Annotated in this window: 10 protein-coding genes and 1 riboswitch; of the genes, 5 read left to right on the top strand and 5 right to left on the bottom strand. The window is 72.1% G+C overall.

The genetic code is table 11. The annotated features are described in order from the left end of the window. Window positions 1–255: 255 nt before the first annotated feature. Complete coding sequence (locus Dsi01nite_RS19510) at window positions 256–2,202, bottom strand: acyl-CoA dehydrogenase family protein (RefSeq protein ID WP_203847622.1); 1,947 nt, start codon at window positions 2,200–2,202, stop codon at window positions 256–258. Window positions 2,203–2,421: 219 nt separating this feature from the next. Further along, window positions 2,422–2,538: riboswitch (TPP riboswitch) on the top strand. A gap of 90 nt (window positions 2,539–2,628) precedes the next feature. Between Dsi01nite_RS19510 and Dsi01nite_RS19505 the strand changes: the two genes are divergently transcribed. The 5 genes from Dsi01nite_RS19505 (at window position 2,629) to Dsi01nite_RS19485 (ending at window position 7,422) form a co-directional block, all read left to right on the top strand. Next, window positions 2,629–3,195, top strand: coding sequence for an ECF transporter S component (locus Dsi01nite_RS19505; RefSeq protein ID WP_203847621.1), 567 nt, complete (start codon window positions 2,629–2,631; stop codon window positions 3,193–3,195). Window positions 3,196–3,201: 6 nt separating this feature from the next. Then, the gene (locus tag Dsi01nite_RS19500; RefSeq protein ID WP_203847620.1) at window positions 3,202–4,503 is read left to right on the top strand and encodes an ABC transporter ATP-binding protein; all 1,302 of its coding nucleotides are present in this window, start codon (window positions 3,202–3,204) and stop codon (window positions 4,501–4,503) included. After that, window positions 4,500–5,237 (top strand): energy-coupling factor transporter transmembrane component T family protein, encoded by a 738-nt coding sequence (locus tag Dsi01nite_RS19495; RefSeq protein WP_203847619.1) that lies wholly within the window; start codon window positions 4,500–4,502, stop codon window positions 5,235–5,237. The genes Dsi01nite_RS19500 and Dsi01nite_RS19495 overlap by 4 nt, the downstream gene beginning before the upstream one ends. A 110-nt stretch (window positions 5,238–5,347) precedes the next feature. Then, the gene (locus Dsi01nite_RS19490) at window positions 5,348–7,042 is read left to right on the top strand and encodes a PHP domain-containing protein (RefSeq protein ID WP_239136002.1); all 1,695 of its coding nucleotides are present in this window, start codon (window positions 5,348–5,350) and stop codon (window positions 7,040–7,042) included. Continuing rightward, a complete protein-coding gene (locus Dsi01nite_RS19485; protein WP_203847617.1) occupies window positions 7,042–7,422 on the top strand; it encodes a hypothetical protein in 381 nt (126 codons plus the stop codon). The genes Dsi01nite_RS19490 and Dsi01nite_RS19485 overlap by 1 nt, the downstream gene beginning before the upstream one ends. A gap of 294 nt (window positions 7,423–7,716) precedes the next feature. Here Dsi01nite_RS19485 and Dsi01nite_RS19480 read toward each other — a convergent pair whose 3' ends face one another. The 4 genes from Dsi01nite_RS19480 to Dsi01nite_RS19465 are packed head-to-tail and all read right to left on the bottom strand — an operon-like array spanning window position 7,717 to window position 13,599. Continuing rightward, on the bottom strand, window positions 7,717–8,511 hold the full coding sequence (locus tag Dsi01nite_RS19480) for an isoprenyl transferase (RefSeq protein WP_203847616.1): 795 nt from the start codon (window positions 8,509–8,511) through the stop codon (window positions 7,717–7,719). Next, entirely contained in the window at window positions 8,508–9,302 is a 795-nt protein-coding gene (recO, locus tag Dsi01nite_RS19475) for a DNA repair protein RecO (RefSeq protein ID WP_203847615.1), read from the bottom strand. The genes Dsi01nite_RS19480 and recO overlap by 4 nt, the downstream gene beginning before the upstream one ends. 10 nt (window positions 9,303–9,312) lie before the next feature. After that, complete coding sequence (gene era / locus Dsi01nite_RS19470; RefSeq protein ID WP_203847614.1) at window positions 9,313–10,200, bottom strand: GTPase Era; 888 nt, start codon at window positions 10,198–10,200, stop codon at window positions 9,313–9,315. A 15-nt stretch (window positions 10,201–10,215) separates the two neighbouring features. Next, complete coding sequence (locus Dsi01nite_RS19465) at window positions 10,216–13,599, bottom strand: type VII secretion EssC family protein (RefSeq protein WP_203847613.1); 3,384 nt, start codon at window positions 13,597–13,599, stop codon at window positions 10,216–10,218. Between the last annotated feature and the right edge of the window lie 173 nt (window positions 13,600–13,772).

Here is a 13,772-nt window from a genome sequence, read left to right as displayed (position 1 = left end):
ACCCAAATCGGGTGCGGGCGTTGCCCGCGCCTCCCGCACTGCGAGAAACCGCAACCACCTGGTCGATGAGGGGTACCCGCCGAGCCCTCGATGGCATGCGACAGGCGGGGCGGACAGCGAGCGGTGGCCCCACCGGAACCCGATGGGGCCACCTACGTTCATCAGGGTAAACTACCGTGGGTGATGGGGTCGAAGATCGATTAGACCTCGCAGGGTAGTGTCAAAAAGCAGCGGGCGACACACCAGCCACTCACCTCAAAAGCGTCGGCGGACGTCCTCGGCGGTCGACTCGCCGGGCTCCCACGAGGCCAGCCAAGGTCCGGCGGCCGCGGGCGGAATGATCCCCTCCTCCAGGGACAGGTACCGCCCGGCGATGACCCGCTTCGCGGCGGCGGACTCGATCGCGTCGGCGTTGTCCCACAGGTCGCGGAAGAGCGCCTCGGCGCGCAGGGTCGCCTGCCGGCAGAACAGGTCGGCGAGCTCGACGCCCTCGGGCCGGTCGTCCTGCTCGCTGTGGGCCTTGACGCAGGCGGCCGACATCGCGAACAGCTCAGCGCCGATGTCGACGACCCGGCCGAGGAAGCCCTGCTTGTGTTCGAGCTTGCCCTGCCAGCGGGCCATGCCGTAGAAGGTCTCGCGGGCCAGGCGCCGGGAGGCGCGCTCGACGTAGCGCAGGTGCTGGGCGAGCGGGCCGAACGCGCTGAAGCCGGACGGGAGCTGGCCCTTGCCGGTGACCAGGGTCGGCAGCCACTTGGCGTAGAAGCCGCCGGCCTTGCCCGCCGCCTTGGCCTTCGCGCCCAGGCCGGCCTCGGGGTCGATGATGTCGCCGGCGACGGAGAGGTGGGCGTCGACGGCCTCGCGGGCGATCGCGAGGTGCATGATCTCCGTCGAGCCCTCGAAGATACGGTTGATGCGCAGGTCGCGGAGGATCTGCTCGGCGGGGATCGGGCGTTCGCCGCGGGCGGCGAGGGACTCGGCGGTCTCGTAGCCGCGGCCGCCGCGGATCTGGATGAGCTCGTCGGCGACCTTCCAGGCCAGCTCGCTCGCGTACAGCTTGACCAGCGCCGCCTCGATGCGGATGTCGTTGCGGTCGTCGTCGGCGAGGCGGCAGGACAGTTCCAGCATCGCCTCCATGCCGTACGTGGAGCCGGCGATGAACGCGATCTTCTTCGCGATCGCCTCGTACGTGCCGATCGGGCGGCCCATCTGGACGCGTTCGGCGGCCCACTCGCGGGCGACGTTGAGGCACCACTTGCCGGCGCCGACGCACATCGCGGGCAGCGACAACCGGCCGGTGTTCAGGGTGCTGAGCGCGATCCGCAGGCCTTGGCCCTCGCCGCCGATGACGTTGGCGGCGGGCACCCGTACATCATGGAAACGGGTCACGCTGTTCTCCAGGCCGCGCAGGCCCATGAACGAGTTCCGCCGCTCGATCGTCACGCCGGGGGCGTCACCCTCGACCACGAAGGCGGTGATGCCACCGCGGTGGCCCTCGCTGCGGGGCACCAGCGCCATCACGACGAACAGGGTGGCGAGGGTGCCGTTCGTGGCCCAGAGCTTGACCCCGTTGAGCAGGTAGTCGCCGTCCTCGGTGGGCACCGCGGAGGTGCGCAGGTTGGCCGGATACGAACCGACCTCGGGCTCGGTGAGCAGGAACGCCGACACCTCACCCGCGGCGAGCCGGGGCAGGAAGCTGGACTTCTGCTCGTCGGTGCCGACGAGCTTCAGCGGCTGCGGCACGCCGATCGACTGGTGCGCCGACAGCAGCGCGCCGATCGACGGGTTGACGGAGCCGACGAGGGCCAGTGCCCGGCAGTAGTCGAGGTTGGACAGGCCGAGGCCGCCGTACTTCGGGTCGATCTTCATGCCGAACGCGCCGAGTGCACCGAGCGAGCGGAGCACGTCGTCGGGAATGCGCGCGTCGCGCTCGATCTGCTGGCCGTCGACGCCGGCGAGATACTCCCGCAGCTTCTCCCGGAACTCGACACCGGCTTCAGCCCGGGTGTCGGCCGGCGGCGGGTCGATCAGGTCGAGGCGGAACCGGCCGAGGAACAGTTCCTTGCCGAAGCTGGGCTTGCGCCATTCCGTCTCGCGGCTGGCCTCGATGACCTTCCGCGCCTGCTTTTCCGTGTGACCGCCGGTAGCGGCCGTCGTGTGACCGTCCGTAGCGGTCGTCGTGTGACCGTCCGTAGCGGCCGTCATTTGACCGGCGGCATCGGCCGGCTGAGCGCTGGTAGCGGAAGTCGATGAAGAAGCGACCTGCGTCATTGCGGCACCCCCAGGTGTCAAGTCCTGTACCAGCCAGGCTATTACCCGCGAGTAGCAAAGGCCATGCCTCCCCGGGAAGGATCAAGTGCCGTGATTTTGGCGACCTGCCCATGGGCGTGAACATCCTTCACTGTTACCGTCGGGAAACAACTGCACATCCGACAGGGGAGCGCACAGCGCTGAGAGTGCGGCGGCCGCGGCAGCGGGCGACGCAGACCCTCGAACCTGATCTGGGTAATGCCAGCGCAGGGAGCTCGGTCACCTCACGCAAGACGCCATGTCCACCGGCCGGTGTCAACCGGCCAACGGGCGTGGCGTCGCGTCTCCTTCTGGCTCACCCCCGAACCAGGAGGCACTGCAATGGAAACCCGATGGCGGACCGTCGACATCATCGTCGCCTCGGTCCTCGCGGTGGCGTTCGCCGCCGTGTTCTACGCGTGGAACAACCTGTGGAACGCGATGGAGAGCGTCGCGCTGCCGTGGCGTGCCTTCATCTACGGCGTGTGGCTGATCCCGGGCGTGCTCGGCCCCCTGGTGATCCGCAAGCCGGGCGCCGGGCTCTACACCGAGTTCGTCGCGGCGCTGGTCTCGGCGCTGTTCGGCTCCACCTGGGGTCTTGGTGTGCTCCTTTCAGGGTTGGTACAGGGTGTCGGCGGCGAGTTCGGCTTCGCCCTCACCGGGTACCGCAGCTACAAGCTCGGCAACGCGATCATCGCCGGCGGCCTCGCGGGCGGCGGTGCGGCGCTGCTGGACCTCAACGTGTACTACGGCGCGTTCAGCAACACCGACAAGGCCCTGTACGCGGCGATCGTCGTGGCCAGCGGCGCCGTCATCGCCGGTGCCGGCTCGTGGGCGTTGCAGCGCTCCCTGGCCGTGACGGGCGTCCTGGACCGGTTCCCGTCCGGCCGCGAACGGGCCGCCGTCTAACTCACAGTGAGCACCGTCGAGTTCAAGGGTTTCGGGTGGCGGCACGCCGGGCGCAAGGCCTGGGCGGTCCGCCACTTCGACCTGCGGATCGAGCACGGTGAGCGGGTGCTGCTCGCGGGTGCCTCCGGCGCCGGCAAGAGCACCCTGCTCGCCGCGCTCGCCGGCCTGCTCGCCGAGGACTCCGGCGAGCAGGAGGGTGCGGTCCTCGTCGACGGCGTGCCGGCCAGGGCGGCCAGGGCCGACACCGGGATCGTGTTCCAGGACCCGCAGACACAGCTGGTCATGAGCCGTTGCGGCGATGACGTCGCGTTCGGCCTGGAGAACCGGGGTATGCCGCGGGCCGAGATCTGGCCGCGGGTCGACGCCGCGCTCGCCGCCGTCGGTTTCCCGTACGGCCGGGACCGCGACACGGCCGCCCTGTCCGGTGGTGAGCAGCAGCGGCTCGCGATCGCCGGCGTGATCGCGTTGCGGCCGAGGCTGCTCCTGCTCGACGAGCCGACCGCGAACCTGGATCCGGACGGTGCGCAGCTGGTACGGGCAGCGCTCGGCAAGGCACTCCACGACGTCGACGCGACGATGGTGCTGGTCGAGCACCGGCTCACCGACGCGCTGACCCTGGTCGACCGGGTGGTGACCCTGGGCCCGGAGCAGCCGCCGCTGGTGGTGCCGGACCGGCTGGCGCGCACCGGGCCGGGTGGGACGCTGCTCACCGCCGATCGGCTCGCGCTGCGGGACACCGGCAACGTGGTCGACGAGGTGGTCCGCGCCGGTGAGGTCCTCGCCGTCGAAGGTCCCAACGGCGCCGGCAAGTCGACCCTCGCGCTGCTGCTCGGCGGCCTGACCAGGCCGGCGAAACCCGGGACGGTGACCGCCCCGGGCGAGCGCCGCCCGCCGCACCGCTGGCGGGCCGCGAAACTGGCCGCGAGGATCGGGTCGGTGTTCCAGAACCCGGAGCACCAGTTCGTCACCGCGACCGTCCGGGATGAGCTGCTGCTGGGTGGCAGCAGCCCCGAGGTCGTCGACGAGCTGCTGGGCCGGCTCCGCCTGGACCGGCTGGCCCTGGCGAACCCGTACACCTTGAGCGGCGGCGAACAACGCAGACTGAGCGTCGCCACGGCCCTGGCTGCGGCGCCGGAGCTGCTGATCCTGGACGAGCCGACGTTCGGGCAGGACCCGCAGACGTGGCGGGAGCTGGTCGATCTGCTCGCGGACCTGCGGGACGAGGGGCGGGGTCTGGTCATCGTCACCCACGACCGGCAGCTGGTCGATGCGCTGGGCGACCGCCGGTTGCGGCTGGAGCGCCGGTGACCGCCTGGATCCGGGAGCGGGACGCGACCGCGAAGCTGCTCGCGGCGGCGCTGCTCACGGCGGCCGTGCTCAGCACCGTCGACCCGTTCGTCACCGCCGTCGCGATCGGCGTGGAGCTGGCGCTGCTGCCGTTGACCGGGCTGACCGCGCGGGAGCTGTGGCGGCGCGGCTGGCCGCTGCTGCTGTCGGCGACCGTGGTGCTGGTGTTCACGGTGCTGCTCGGTGCGAAGGAGGGGCCGGTCGTCGGCACCGTCGCCGGGTTCGACGTGCATGCGCCGGCGCTCGGGTACGCGCTGCGGCTGATCGCGATCGGGTTGCCCGGGTTCGTGGTGTTCGCGACGATCGACCCGACGGACCTCGCCGACTCGCTGATCGCGCATCTGAAGGTGCCGCCGCGGTTCGCGATCGGGGCCCTGGCCGCGTTTCGGCTGGTGCCGCTGCTCACCGACGAGTACCGACTGATCCTGCTCGCCCGCCGGGCCCGCGGCATCGACGGCGGCTGGAACCCGCTGCGTCACCTGCGGTTGTTCGCGTCGGCGACGTTCGGCCTGCTGGTCGGTGCGATCCGGCGCGGGATCCGCCTCGCGACCGCGATGGAGGCCCGCGGATTCGACCGTGGGCGGCCGCGCACCAGCGCCCGGGAGGCCCGTTTCGGCTGGTCCGACGGATCGGTCGTGGTCGTCGGCGCGGCCCTCGCGGCAGCATTGATCTTGCTGAAGTTCGTGCATACATAGCCACGTCGCTACCTGATGTTCGTTCGGGCGGTCGAGATTCCGGGGTGAGGACCTTCGACCTGAACGGAGCCCCACACATGGGCCACGGCCACCATCACCACCACGAGGACATGCCGCAAGCCGCCGGTGACGTCCCCGCGGTGCTCGACGCCTCGATCCCCGACAGTGAGCTCTCCCCCGGCGACGTCTCCCGCCGTGGTTTCCTCCGCCGCGCGGGGCTGCTCGGCGCGGCCGCCGCTGCTGGTGGCGCGCTCGCCAACGCCGGCATCGCGCACGCGCACGGCGACGACGACGACCACTCCGGCTTCGACGGGTACGACCGGCACGGACACGGCCGCCCGCTGGGCAACGGCTACAAGTGGCTCGCCGGCGACCACCACATCCACACCCAGTTCTCCAGCGACGGCATGTACCGGGTCGGCGACCACGTGAAGCACGCCTCCGCGTACGGCCTGGACTGGATGGTCATCACCGACCACGGCAGCGTCCAGCACGCCAAGATCGGCGTGGAGAAGGTCAACCCGGGTATCCGTGACGCCCGCGACGACTACAAGGACATGCTGGTCTTCCAGGGTCTCGAGTGGAACATCCCGGCGGCCGAGCACGGCACCGTGTTCGTGCACCCCGGCGCCAACGAGGTCGCGGTGCTGAAGGAGTTCGAGAACACGTTCGACGGTTCCGCCGTCGGCGCGGTCGACCCGTCGCTGGTCACCGAGGCCCTGGCGATCGCCGGCATCAAGTTCCTCGGCGAGCAGGTCACGAAGCGCCGGGTCCAGGACGCGCTGTTCCTGGCGAACCACCCGGCCCGCAACGGCATCGACTCGCCGCACGAGATCCGGGCCTGGCGGGACGCGAACCCGCGCATCGCGATCGGCTTCGAGGGCGCCCCCGGCCACCAGGCCGCCGGCATCGCCAAGCCGAACGGCGGCGGCTCGGCCCGCGGCTTCTACGGCAACGCGCCCGGCGCCGCGTCGTTCCCGGGGTACCCCCTGGAGAGCTACCGCACGTGGGGCGGCTACGACTGGATGACCTCCACCGTCGGCGGCCTCTGGGACAGCCTCCTCGCCGAGGGCAAGGCGTGGTGGATCAGCGCGAACTCGGACTCCCACGTCGTCTATGAGGAGACCGCGAAGCGCCCCGACAACACCGACTTCAACACCAACGGGTTCCACTCGGACCCGGTGTACGGTCAGCCGACGAGCCTCACCCCGGGCGACTTCTGGCCCGGCTACTACAGCCGCACCCACGTCGGGTCGCGCAACTTCGGCTACGCCGCGGTGATGGAGGGCCTGCGGGCCGGCCGCGTCTGGGTCGACCACGGCGGCCTGATCAGCGGCCTGGACGTGCAGGTGCGGGTCAAGGGCAGCTACGGCGGCGGCGTCACGCTCGGCGACTCGCTCGTCGTGCGCCGCGGCCAGCGCGCCGAGCTCGTCATCAAGATCAACCTTGCGAACACGCCGAACTGGGCGAACTTCGTGCCGACCCTCGCCCGCGTCGACGTGATCAAGGGCGACGTGACTGGCCCCGTGGCCGACAAGGACACGTTCAAGGCCCCGAACACGAAGGTCGTCAAGTCCTTCGAGGTCAACAAGTCGACCGGCACCGTGTCGTTCACCTACGACCTCGGCCCCGCCGACCAGCCGTTCTACGTGCGGCTGCGCGGCACCGACGGCAACCGCACCGCGCCCGGCTACCACGGCGCGGCGGTCGACCCGGCGGGCCCGGCGATCGACGTCGTCGGCGACGCCGACCCGTGGAAGGACCTCTGGTTCTACGCGAACCCGATCTGGGTCCTGCCCCGGTAATGGGATTCCCCGACGTCAAGGCGGCCGACCACCACATCCTGGTGGGCGGCCGCCCCGCGTTCACGTACTTCACCGGCGGCGAGGTCCACGTCGGCTACGACGGCCCACCCCCGGAGGGCGCCCGGGCCGTCCTGTTTCCCGGCTGGGAGCAGCTCACCGGGGTGGTGCCGGTGTCCACGGTGCTGGCGGACTCCGCGATCGAGCAGGTGGTCATCCTCGGCGGCCTGACCGCGGTGCCGGAGATGCTGATCGACACGGGTGGCTTCGTCCGCCCGATCTGGCGTGCCGGCGTGCTGACCCTCGTCACCCAGTTCGGCCGCGGCGGCGTCCTGACCCCGTTCGAGGCCCAGGCCCAGATCCCCTGCTGCCACGACCACTGACGCACCCGGAACACCACGACCACCCGGGGCACCCGGCGCGCACCCGGGGCACCCGGCGCACCACCGGCGCACCCGGAACACCACGACCACTGGCGCACCCGGCGCACCCGGCGCACCACTGACGTACCCGGAGCAACACGATCACTGGCGCACCCGGAGCACGCTGCGGAAACGTCAGGTCCACGGTGCCGGTCGGACGCCTCATTCAGACCGTACACCGACCCACCTAATCGATCTCCGATCGCGTCACCGCCAGCGCACCCATCGTAGGCACCCGCTACGACCAGACCCGAATCAGCTGGTCAGTGTCGGCACGACCGGGTTCGGGATGGCGCCCCCGAAGCGGCGGTCGCGTTTCGCGTAGACCTCGCAGGCGTACCACAGGTGCCGGCGGTCGAAGTCCGGCCAAAGGGTGTCGACGGAGACGAACTCCGCGTACGCCGCCTGCCAGATCATGAAGTTGCTGGTGCGCATCTCGCCGGAGCTGCGCACCAGCAGGTCCACGTCCGGCAGGTCCGGCTCGTCGAGATACCGGGCGAACGTCTTCTCCGTGATCCGGTCCGGTTTGAGCCGGCCGGCCTGCACGTCGGCGGCGATCCGGGCGGCGGCGTCGGCGACCTCGGCCCGGCCGCCGTAGTTGACGCACATCGTGAACGTGAGCAGGTCGTTGCGCTTGGTGAGCTCCTCGGCGTACTCGAGCTCGTTGATGACGCTGCGCCACAGGCGAGGGCGGCGGCCCGCCCAGCGCACCCGGATGCCCATCTCGTGGAACTCGTCGCGGCGGCGGTGGATCGTGTCGCGGTTGAAGTTCATGAGGAAGCGGACCTCTTCCGGGGACCGCTTCCAGTTCTCGGTGGAGAACGCGTAGGCGCTCACGTACTTCACGCCGAGCTCCAGCGCGCCCTCGATCACGTCGAACAGGGCTGCCTCGCCGGCGGTGTGCCCGGCGGTGCGGGGCAGCCCCCGCTGTTTCGCCCAGCGCCCGTTGCCGTCCATGATGATCGCCACGTGCTTCGGCACGGTCTCTTTCGGCAGCGCCGGCGGGCGGGCCCCGGTCGGGTGCTGCGACGGCGGGCGGAATTTGCTCACGAACGTTCCTTTCGATCCCGGGCGCGGTCCCGAGTGGTGTCGTCCCGGTCTACCAGCGGGAGCGAGCGTAACGCCCGCTCCAGGTGCCACTGCAGATGCGCCGCGACCAGCCCGCTGGCCTCGCGCCGGTGGTTGGGTTCGCTGGCGTCGGCGACCTGCCAGTCCGACGAAGCGAGCGCCGCCATGAGCTCGATCGTCGCAGGCGCCGGGTGCGACGCGCCGGGCGGGCGGCAGTCCGGGCACACGGCGCCGCCGGCGGGGACGGAGAAGCCGCGGTGCGGGCCGGGGTTGCCGCACACGGCGCAGTCCAGCAGCGCCGGCGCCCAGCCGGCGACGCCCATCGCGCGCAGCAGGTACGCGTCCAGCACGAGGCTGCTGCCGTGCTCGCCGAGGGCGAGGGCCCGGATGGCGCCGAGGGTCAGCAGGAACAGCCGCAGCGACGGTTCCTGCTCGACGGGGGTGAGCCGCTCCGCGGTTTCGGCGATCGCGGAGGCGACCGTGTACCGCGGGTAGTCGTCCATGATCCGGCGGCCGTACAGGTCGACGCCCTCCACCTGGCTGATCACGTCGAGGCTGCGGCCTTCGAGGAGCTGCACGTCGACGTGGCCGAAGGGTTCGAGCCGGCCGCCGAACTTGGACATGGTCTTGCGCACGCCCTTGGCTACGGCGCGGACCCGGCCGTGCCGGCGCGTGAACAGGGTGATGATCCGGTCGGACTCGCCCAGCTTCTGCACCCGCAGGACGAGCGCGTCATCGCGGTACAGCTTTCCCTTGAACCCGACGCCGGACATCCGCGGAGCCTCAGAAGCCCAGGCGTCGCAGCTGCTTCGGGTCCCGCTGCCAGTCCTTCGCGACCCGGACGTGCAGGTCGAGGTAGACCCGCCCGCCGACCAGGTCCTCGATGGCGTGCCGGGCGCGGGTGCCGACGTCCTTGAGGCGGCCCGCCTGGTGGCCGAGGATGATCGCCTTCTGGCTGGGGCGCTCCACGTAGATGTCGGCGAAGATCCTGGTCAGGCCGCTGTCCTCGACGAAGACCTCCTCGACGAGGACGGCGATCGAGTGCGGCAGTTCGTCGCGGACGCCTTCGAGGGCCGCCTCGCGGATGAGCTCGGCCATGAGCACGTGCTCGGGTTCGTCGGTGAGCATGCCGTCGGGGTACAGCTGCGGCGACTGCGGCAGGTGCTTGACCATGACGTCGACGAGCGTCTGGATCTGCTCCCCCGACACCGCGCTGACGGGCACGATGTCGGCGAACTCGCCGAGTTCCTGCACGGCCATGAGCCGCTGGGCGAGCTTGCCGCGGTCGACGAGGTCGGTCTTGGTGACCACCGCGACCACGGTCGCCTTCAACGCGGCGATCTCGCCGGTGATGAACCGGTCACCGCGGCCGATCTCCTCGTCGGCGGGCAGGCAGAGGCCGATCACGTCGACCTCGCTCCAGGTCGCCCGGACGAGGTCGTTGAGCCGCTCCCCCAGCAGGGTCCTCGGGCGGTGCAGCCCCGGCGTGTCCACCAGCACGAGCTGGGAGTCCGGCCGGTGGACGACACCGCGCACGGTGTGCCGGGTCGTCTGCGGCTTCGACGACGTGATCGCGATCTTCTGCCCGACGATCGCGTTGGTGAGCGTCGACTTGCCCGCGTTGGGCCGGCCGACGAAGCACGCGAAGCCTGCGTGGTAGTTGTGCTGCACGGTGGTTCAGCGTACTCAAACCTCGAGCTGCAACTGGCGGGGGCGCTGTGCAGGTGTTGTGTGCGCCGTCACGGAGAGTGCCACCTGCAGTTCGATCGTGCCCTCGACGAGGCCCCGGCCGGCGGAGCGCAGCACGATCCGGCCCGGCATGAGCCGCGACAGCGACGTGGGCACGGCGCTGCGCTGCTCGGTCGCCAGGACGACGTGGACGCCGACGGCCTTGCCGCCGCTGGCGAGGCGGATGAGGGCGTCGTTGAGCCGCACATCGTGCCCGTCGACGAGGACCAAGACCCGGGCGCCGGCGTGTTCAGCGAGCGCGGCCCGCTCCACGACGATCTTCTCGATCGTGGCGAGGAGCGCCTCCGCGGACTCCACGGCGGTGCCGTCGACCCGGTACACGCGCAGCCGGGTGCCGTCGAACCGGGCGGCGAACGACGCCGCGACCGTGTCCAGCAGGGTGCTCTTCCCGGCGCCGGTGGGGCCGAAGACGAGCAGGTGGCCGAGTTCGTCGAGGTCGAGCTGCCAGACCTGGCGGGCCTGGGAGTTGGGCAGGTCGACCATGCCGATCGCGGCGGCGAACGCACCCGTGTCCGGTTGCGGAAGCTCGTCGAGGGTGTACGAGACGGCGAGCGCCGGCTGCCACGGCCGGGGCTGGTCGGGCACCCGGGCCTCGCGGTGCGCGGCGCTGATCGCCTCGACGAGGCGTTGCAGGTCCGTCGGGGCGGAGTCGTCGCCGCCGACGGGCGCGTCGAGGGCCTCCCGGTCGACGAGCCCGGACTCGAAGCGCACCTCGGTGACCGTGGTCGGCGTCGCGCGCCGGCCGGCCGGGGACCGGAACCCGCCGTAGGCGACCTGGACGGCCTGGAAGCCGCCCTCGACGGTCCGCACGAACGCCCGGCCGGCCAGCAGCGGCGACAGGTGCGCCGCGTCGGGGCGTTCGAGGACCTCGAGGCTGTCGGCCTCCTCCTCGACCCGCAGCGCGATGCGCAGGTCGGCCTCGGCCCGCAGGTCGTCGTCGACGGCGCCGTGCGGTTTCGCGGTGGCCAGGAGCAGGTGCACCCCGGCGTGCCGGCCGCGGCGGGCGAGCTCCCGCAGCCCCGGCACGAAGTCGGCGGGCGCGTCGACGAACTCGGCGACGACGATGAGCAGGTTCGCCGGCGCCGCCGCCGGGAACTTGCGTTCCATCTCCACGATGTCCTTGACCGAGTGCCGGCGCAGGACCGCCTCGCGGCGGCGCAGCTCGGCGTTGAGCGACACGAGGACCCGGCGGGTGCGGTGCGGGTCGGTGTCGGTGAACACCCCGACGGTGTGCGGCAGTTCCACACATTCCGCGAACGAGGGCCCCGAGAAGTCGACCAGGACGAACGTGAGGCGGTTCGCCGGGTACGTCGCGGCGAGGGCCGCCAGGTATGACCGCAGCAGCCACGACCGGCCGGAGCCGCCGACGCCGGCGACGAGCCCGTGCGGACCGTCGCGGCGCAGGTCGACGGTGACGGGGCCGATCCCGCCGGCGGTCTTGCCGCCGAGGCCGATCGGCGCGGCGAGGCCGCGGTCGCGGGTCGAGGGCACCCAGCGTTTCACGATCGCGCTCGGGCTCAGGTCGGTCAGGTTCAGCACCTCGGCGAGCGGTGCCACCCGTGGCGCGGCGCCGCCGGCGGCGTCCGGGGTCGCGGCGAGCGCGTGGGCGACCTGGGCGGCGACGTCGGCGGGCAGCGGCTCGCCGTCCTGCACCGACACGCCCGGCGGTAGCTCGCCCGGGGTGTCCGCGCCGACGAGCAGGCTGATCCCGCAGCGCGGACCCTCCTCGACGAGCCGGTTCAGCGACGCCGGCGGCACCAGCGACGGGTCCGGCAGCACGACGACGACGTGCGGGACGAACGACTCGGCGATGGCGTGCCGCCCGCGGCGCCGCTGCCGCAGGAGTGCCTCGACGAGGGCGAGGACCTGCCGGCGGTCCTCCTCGCCGGCCGCGATGGTGCGCGCGCCGGGGGCGATCGCGGCGGTCAGCGTCCGGGTGTGCGGCAGCCAGCCGGTCCACGTCCACTGGGGTGCGTCGCTGAGCACGACGACGGCGAGGTCGGTCGGGTTGGCGAGGGTCGCCAGCTGGGTCAGCCAGGATCGCAGGACCCCGTCGGTGACCTCGACCGGCCCGGCCGTCCCGAGGGCGCCGAGGACCCGCAGGTCGGCCTCGACGGGCACGTCACGGTCGACGGCGTGCCGTTCGCGCAGCGCGTCGGTGCGTTCGACGTGCGCGGGGTCGGCGTCGGGTCCGGTCGGTGGCTGCTCGAACCGCAGCCGGCCCGGCAGGTCAGCGGTCCGCAGCCGCAGTGTGAGGAAGTTCCGGTCGTCGGGCCGGCGGCTCCACAGTCCGATGCCGCCGGATTCGCCGGTGCTTCCCTGGTACGGCTCGGCCCGGCCGCCGTGGAGCTCGGCGCGAGCGCCGTGAAGGTCGGCGCGGGTGCCGTGAAGGTCGGCGCGGGTGCCGTGAAGGTCGGCGCGGGCACCGTGGTGGTCGGCGCGGGCGCCATGGTGATCTCCGTCCACGACGGCGGCGTACCGTTCGGCGGCCCGCGCGAGGTGCGCCAGGCTCGGGGTGGCCGACCGCCGGGTCCGCAGGACGGCGCGGTGCTTGAGCGCGGCGTCGGCCTCGGCGCGTTCGACGGCGGCGGCGAACTCGACCACCGGGTCGACCACCGCCCGCCGGAACGCCAGGCGCCGCTTGCGGGCGGGCTGCGGCACCGCCGGCAGCCAGACCGCCGGTGGCGGCCCGGCCGGCCCGGGCAGGTCCGCGGGGACCTCCTCGACGGTGACCAGGGTCGCGCCGAGGCGCAGCAGCTGCCCGGCGGTGAGGGTCACCGTGCCGTGCAGCGGCTCGCCGTCGATGCCGGTGCCGGCCGGTGAGCGCAGGTCGGTCGCGGCGACCTCGTGGCTGCCGATGCCGAGGTGCAGGTGGCGCCGGCCGGCGGTCTGGTCGGCGAGGATCAGGTCGCAGGCCGGGTCGGTGCCGATGACGAACTCGCCGGCCGGCAGCGGCAGCCACCTCCCGGCGTCCGGGCCGGCGACGACGAGCAGTTCGAAGCGGTGCGCGGGAAGGTCGGCCGGCGCGTCCGGGGCCTGTTCGGGCGGGCCGAGCACGACCGTGTCGCCGCAGCGCAGCCCCTGCGCGCCGAGCGGGCGGCCCGGGTCGAGCCGGCGGCCGGTGCGCAGGTTCCAGGCCCAGGTCGCCTGCTGCGGCCGGTCGGCCGGGTCGAGGTCGCCGAGGAGCGCGGCGATGAGGTCGGCGACGGTGCCGGTGTGGTCGGCCCGGAGGCGGACCGTCCGGTCCTGTGCCGACCCGGCCGTCTCAGCGGACGTCGTGGAATCCCGTCGCGCCACTCGCACGTCGATCAGCAGGTCCATCGACCGGCCCCTTCCTTCCCGCGCAGTGCATCCGTCGGCTACCTGTCGGCGTTGTCCAGTAGGCCTGGTGGCGGGGCGGGCGCACTGCAGGGCTCCGCATCCGACAGTAGGCGCCGGAAGCCCCAGTGGATCGCATCGACGCGCACCAGGATTCCATCACATACAGGATTAAA

The sequence above is a fragment of the Dactylosporangium siamense genome, from assembly GCF_016862795.1.
In the GTDB taxonomy this organism is placed as follows: Bacteria; Actinomycetota; Actinomycetes; order Mycobacteriales; family Micromonosporaceae; genus Dactylosporangium; species Dactylosporangium siamense.
Note: the sequence above shows the minus strand (reverse complement) of the source record. Positions and strands in the feature narration are given on the sequence as shown.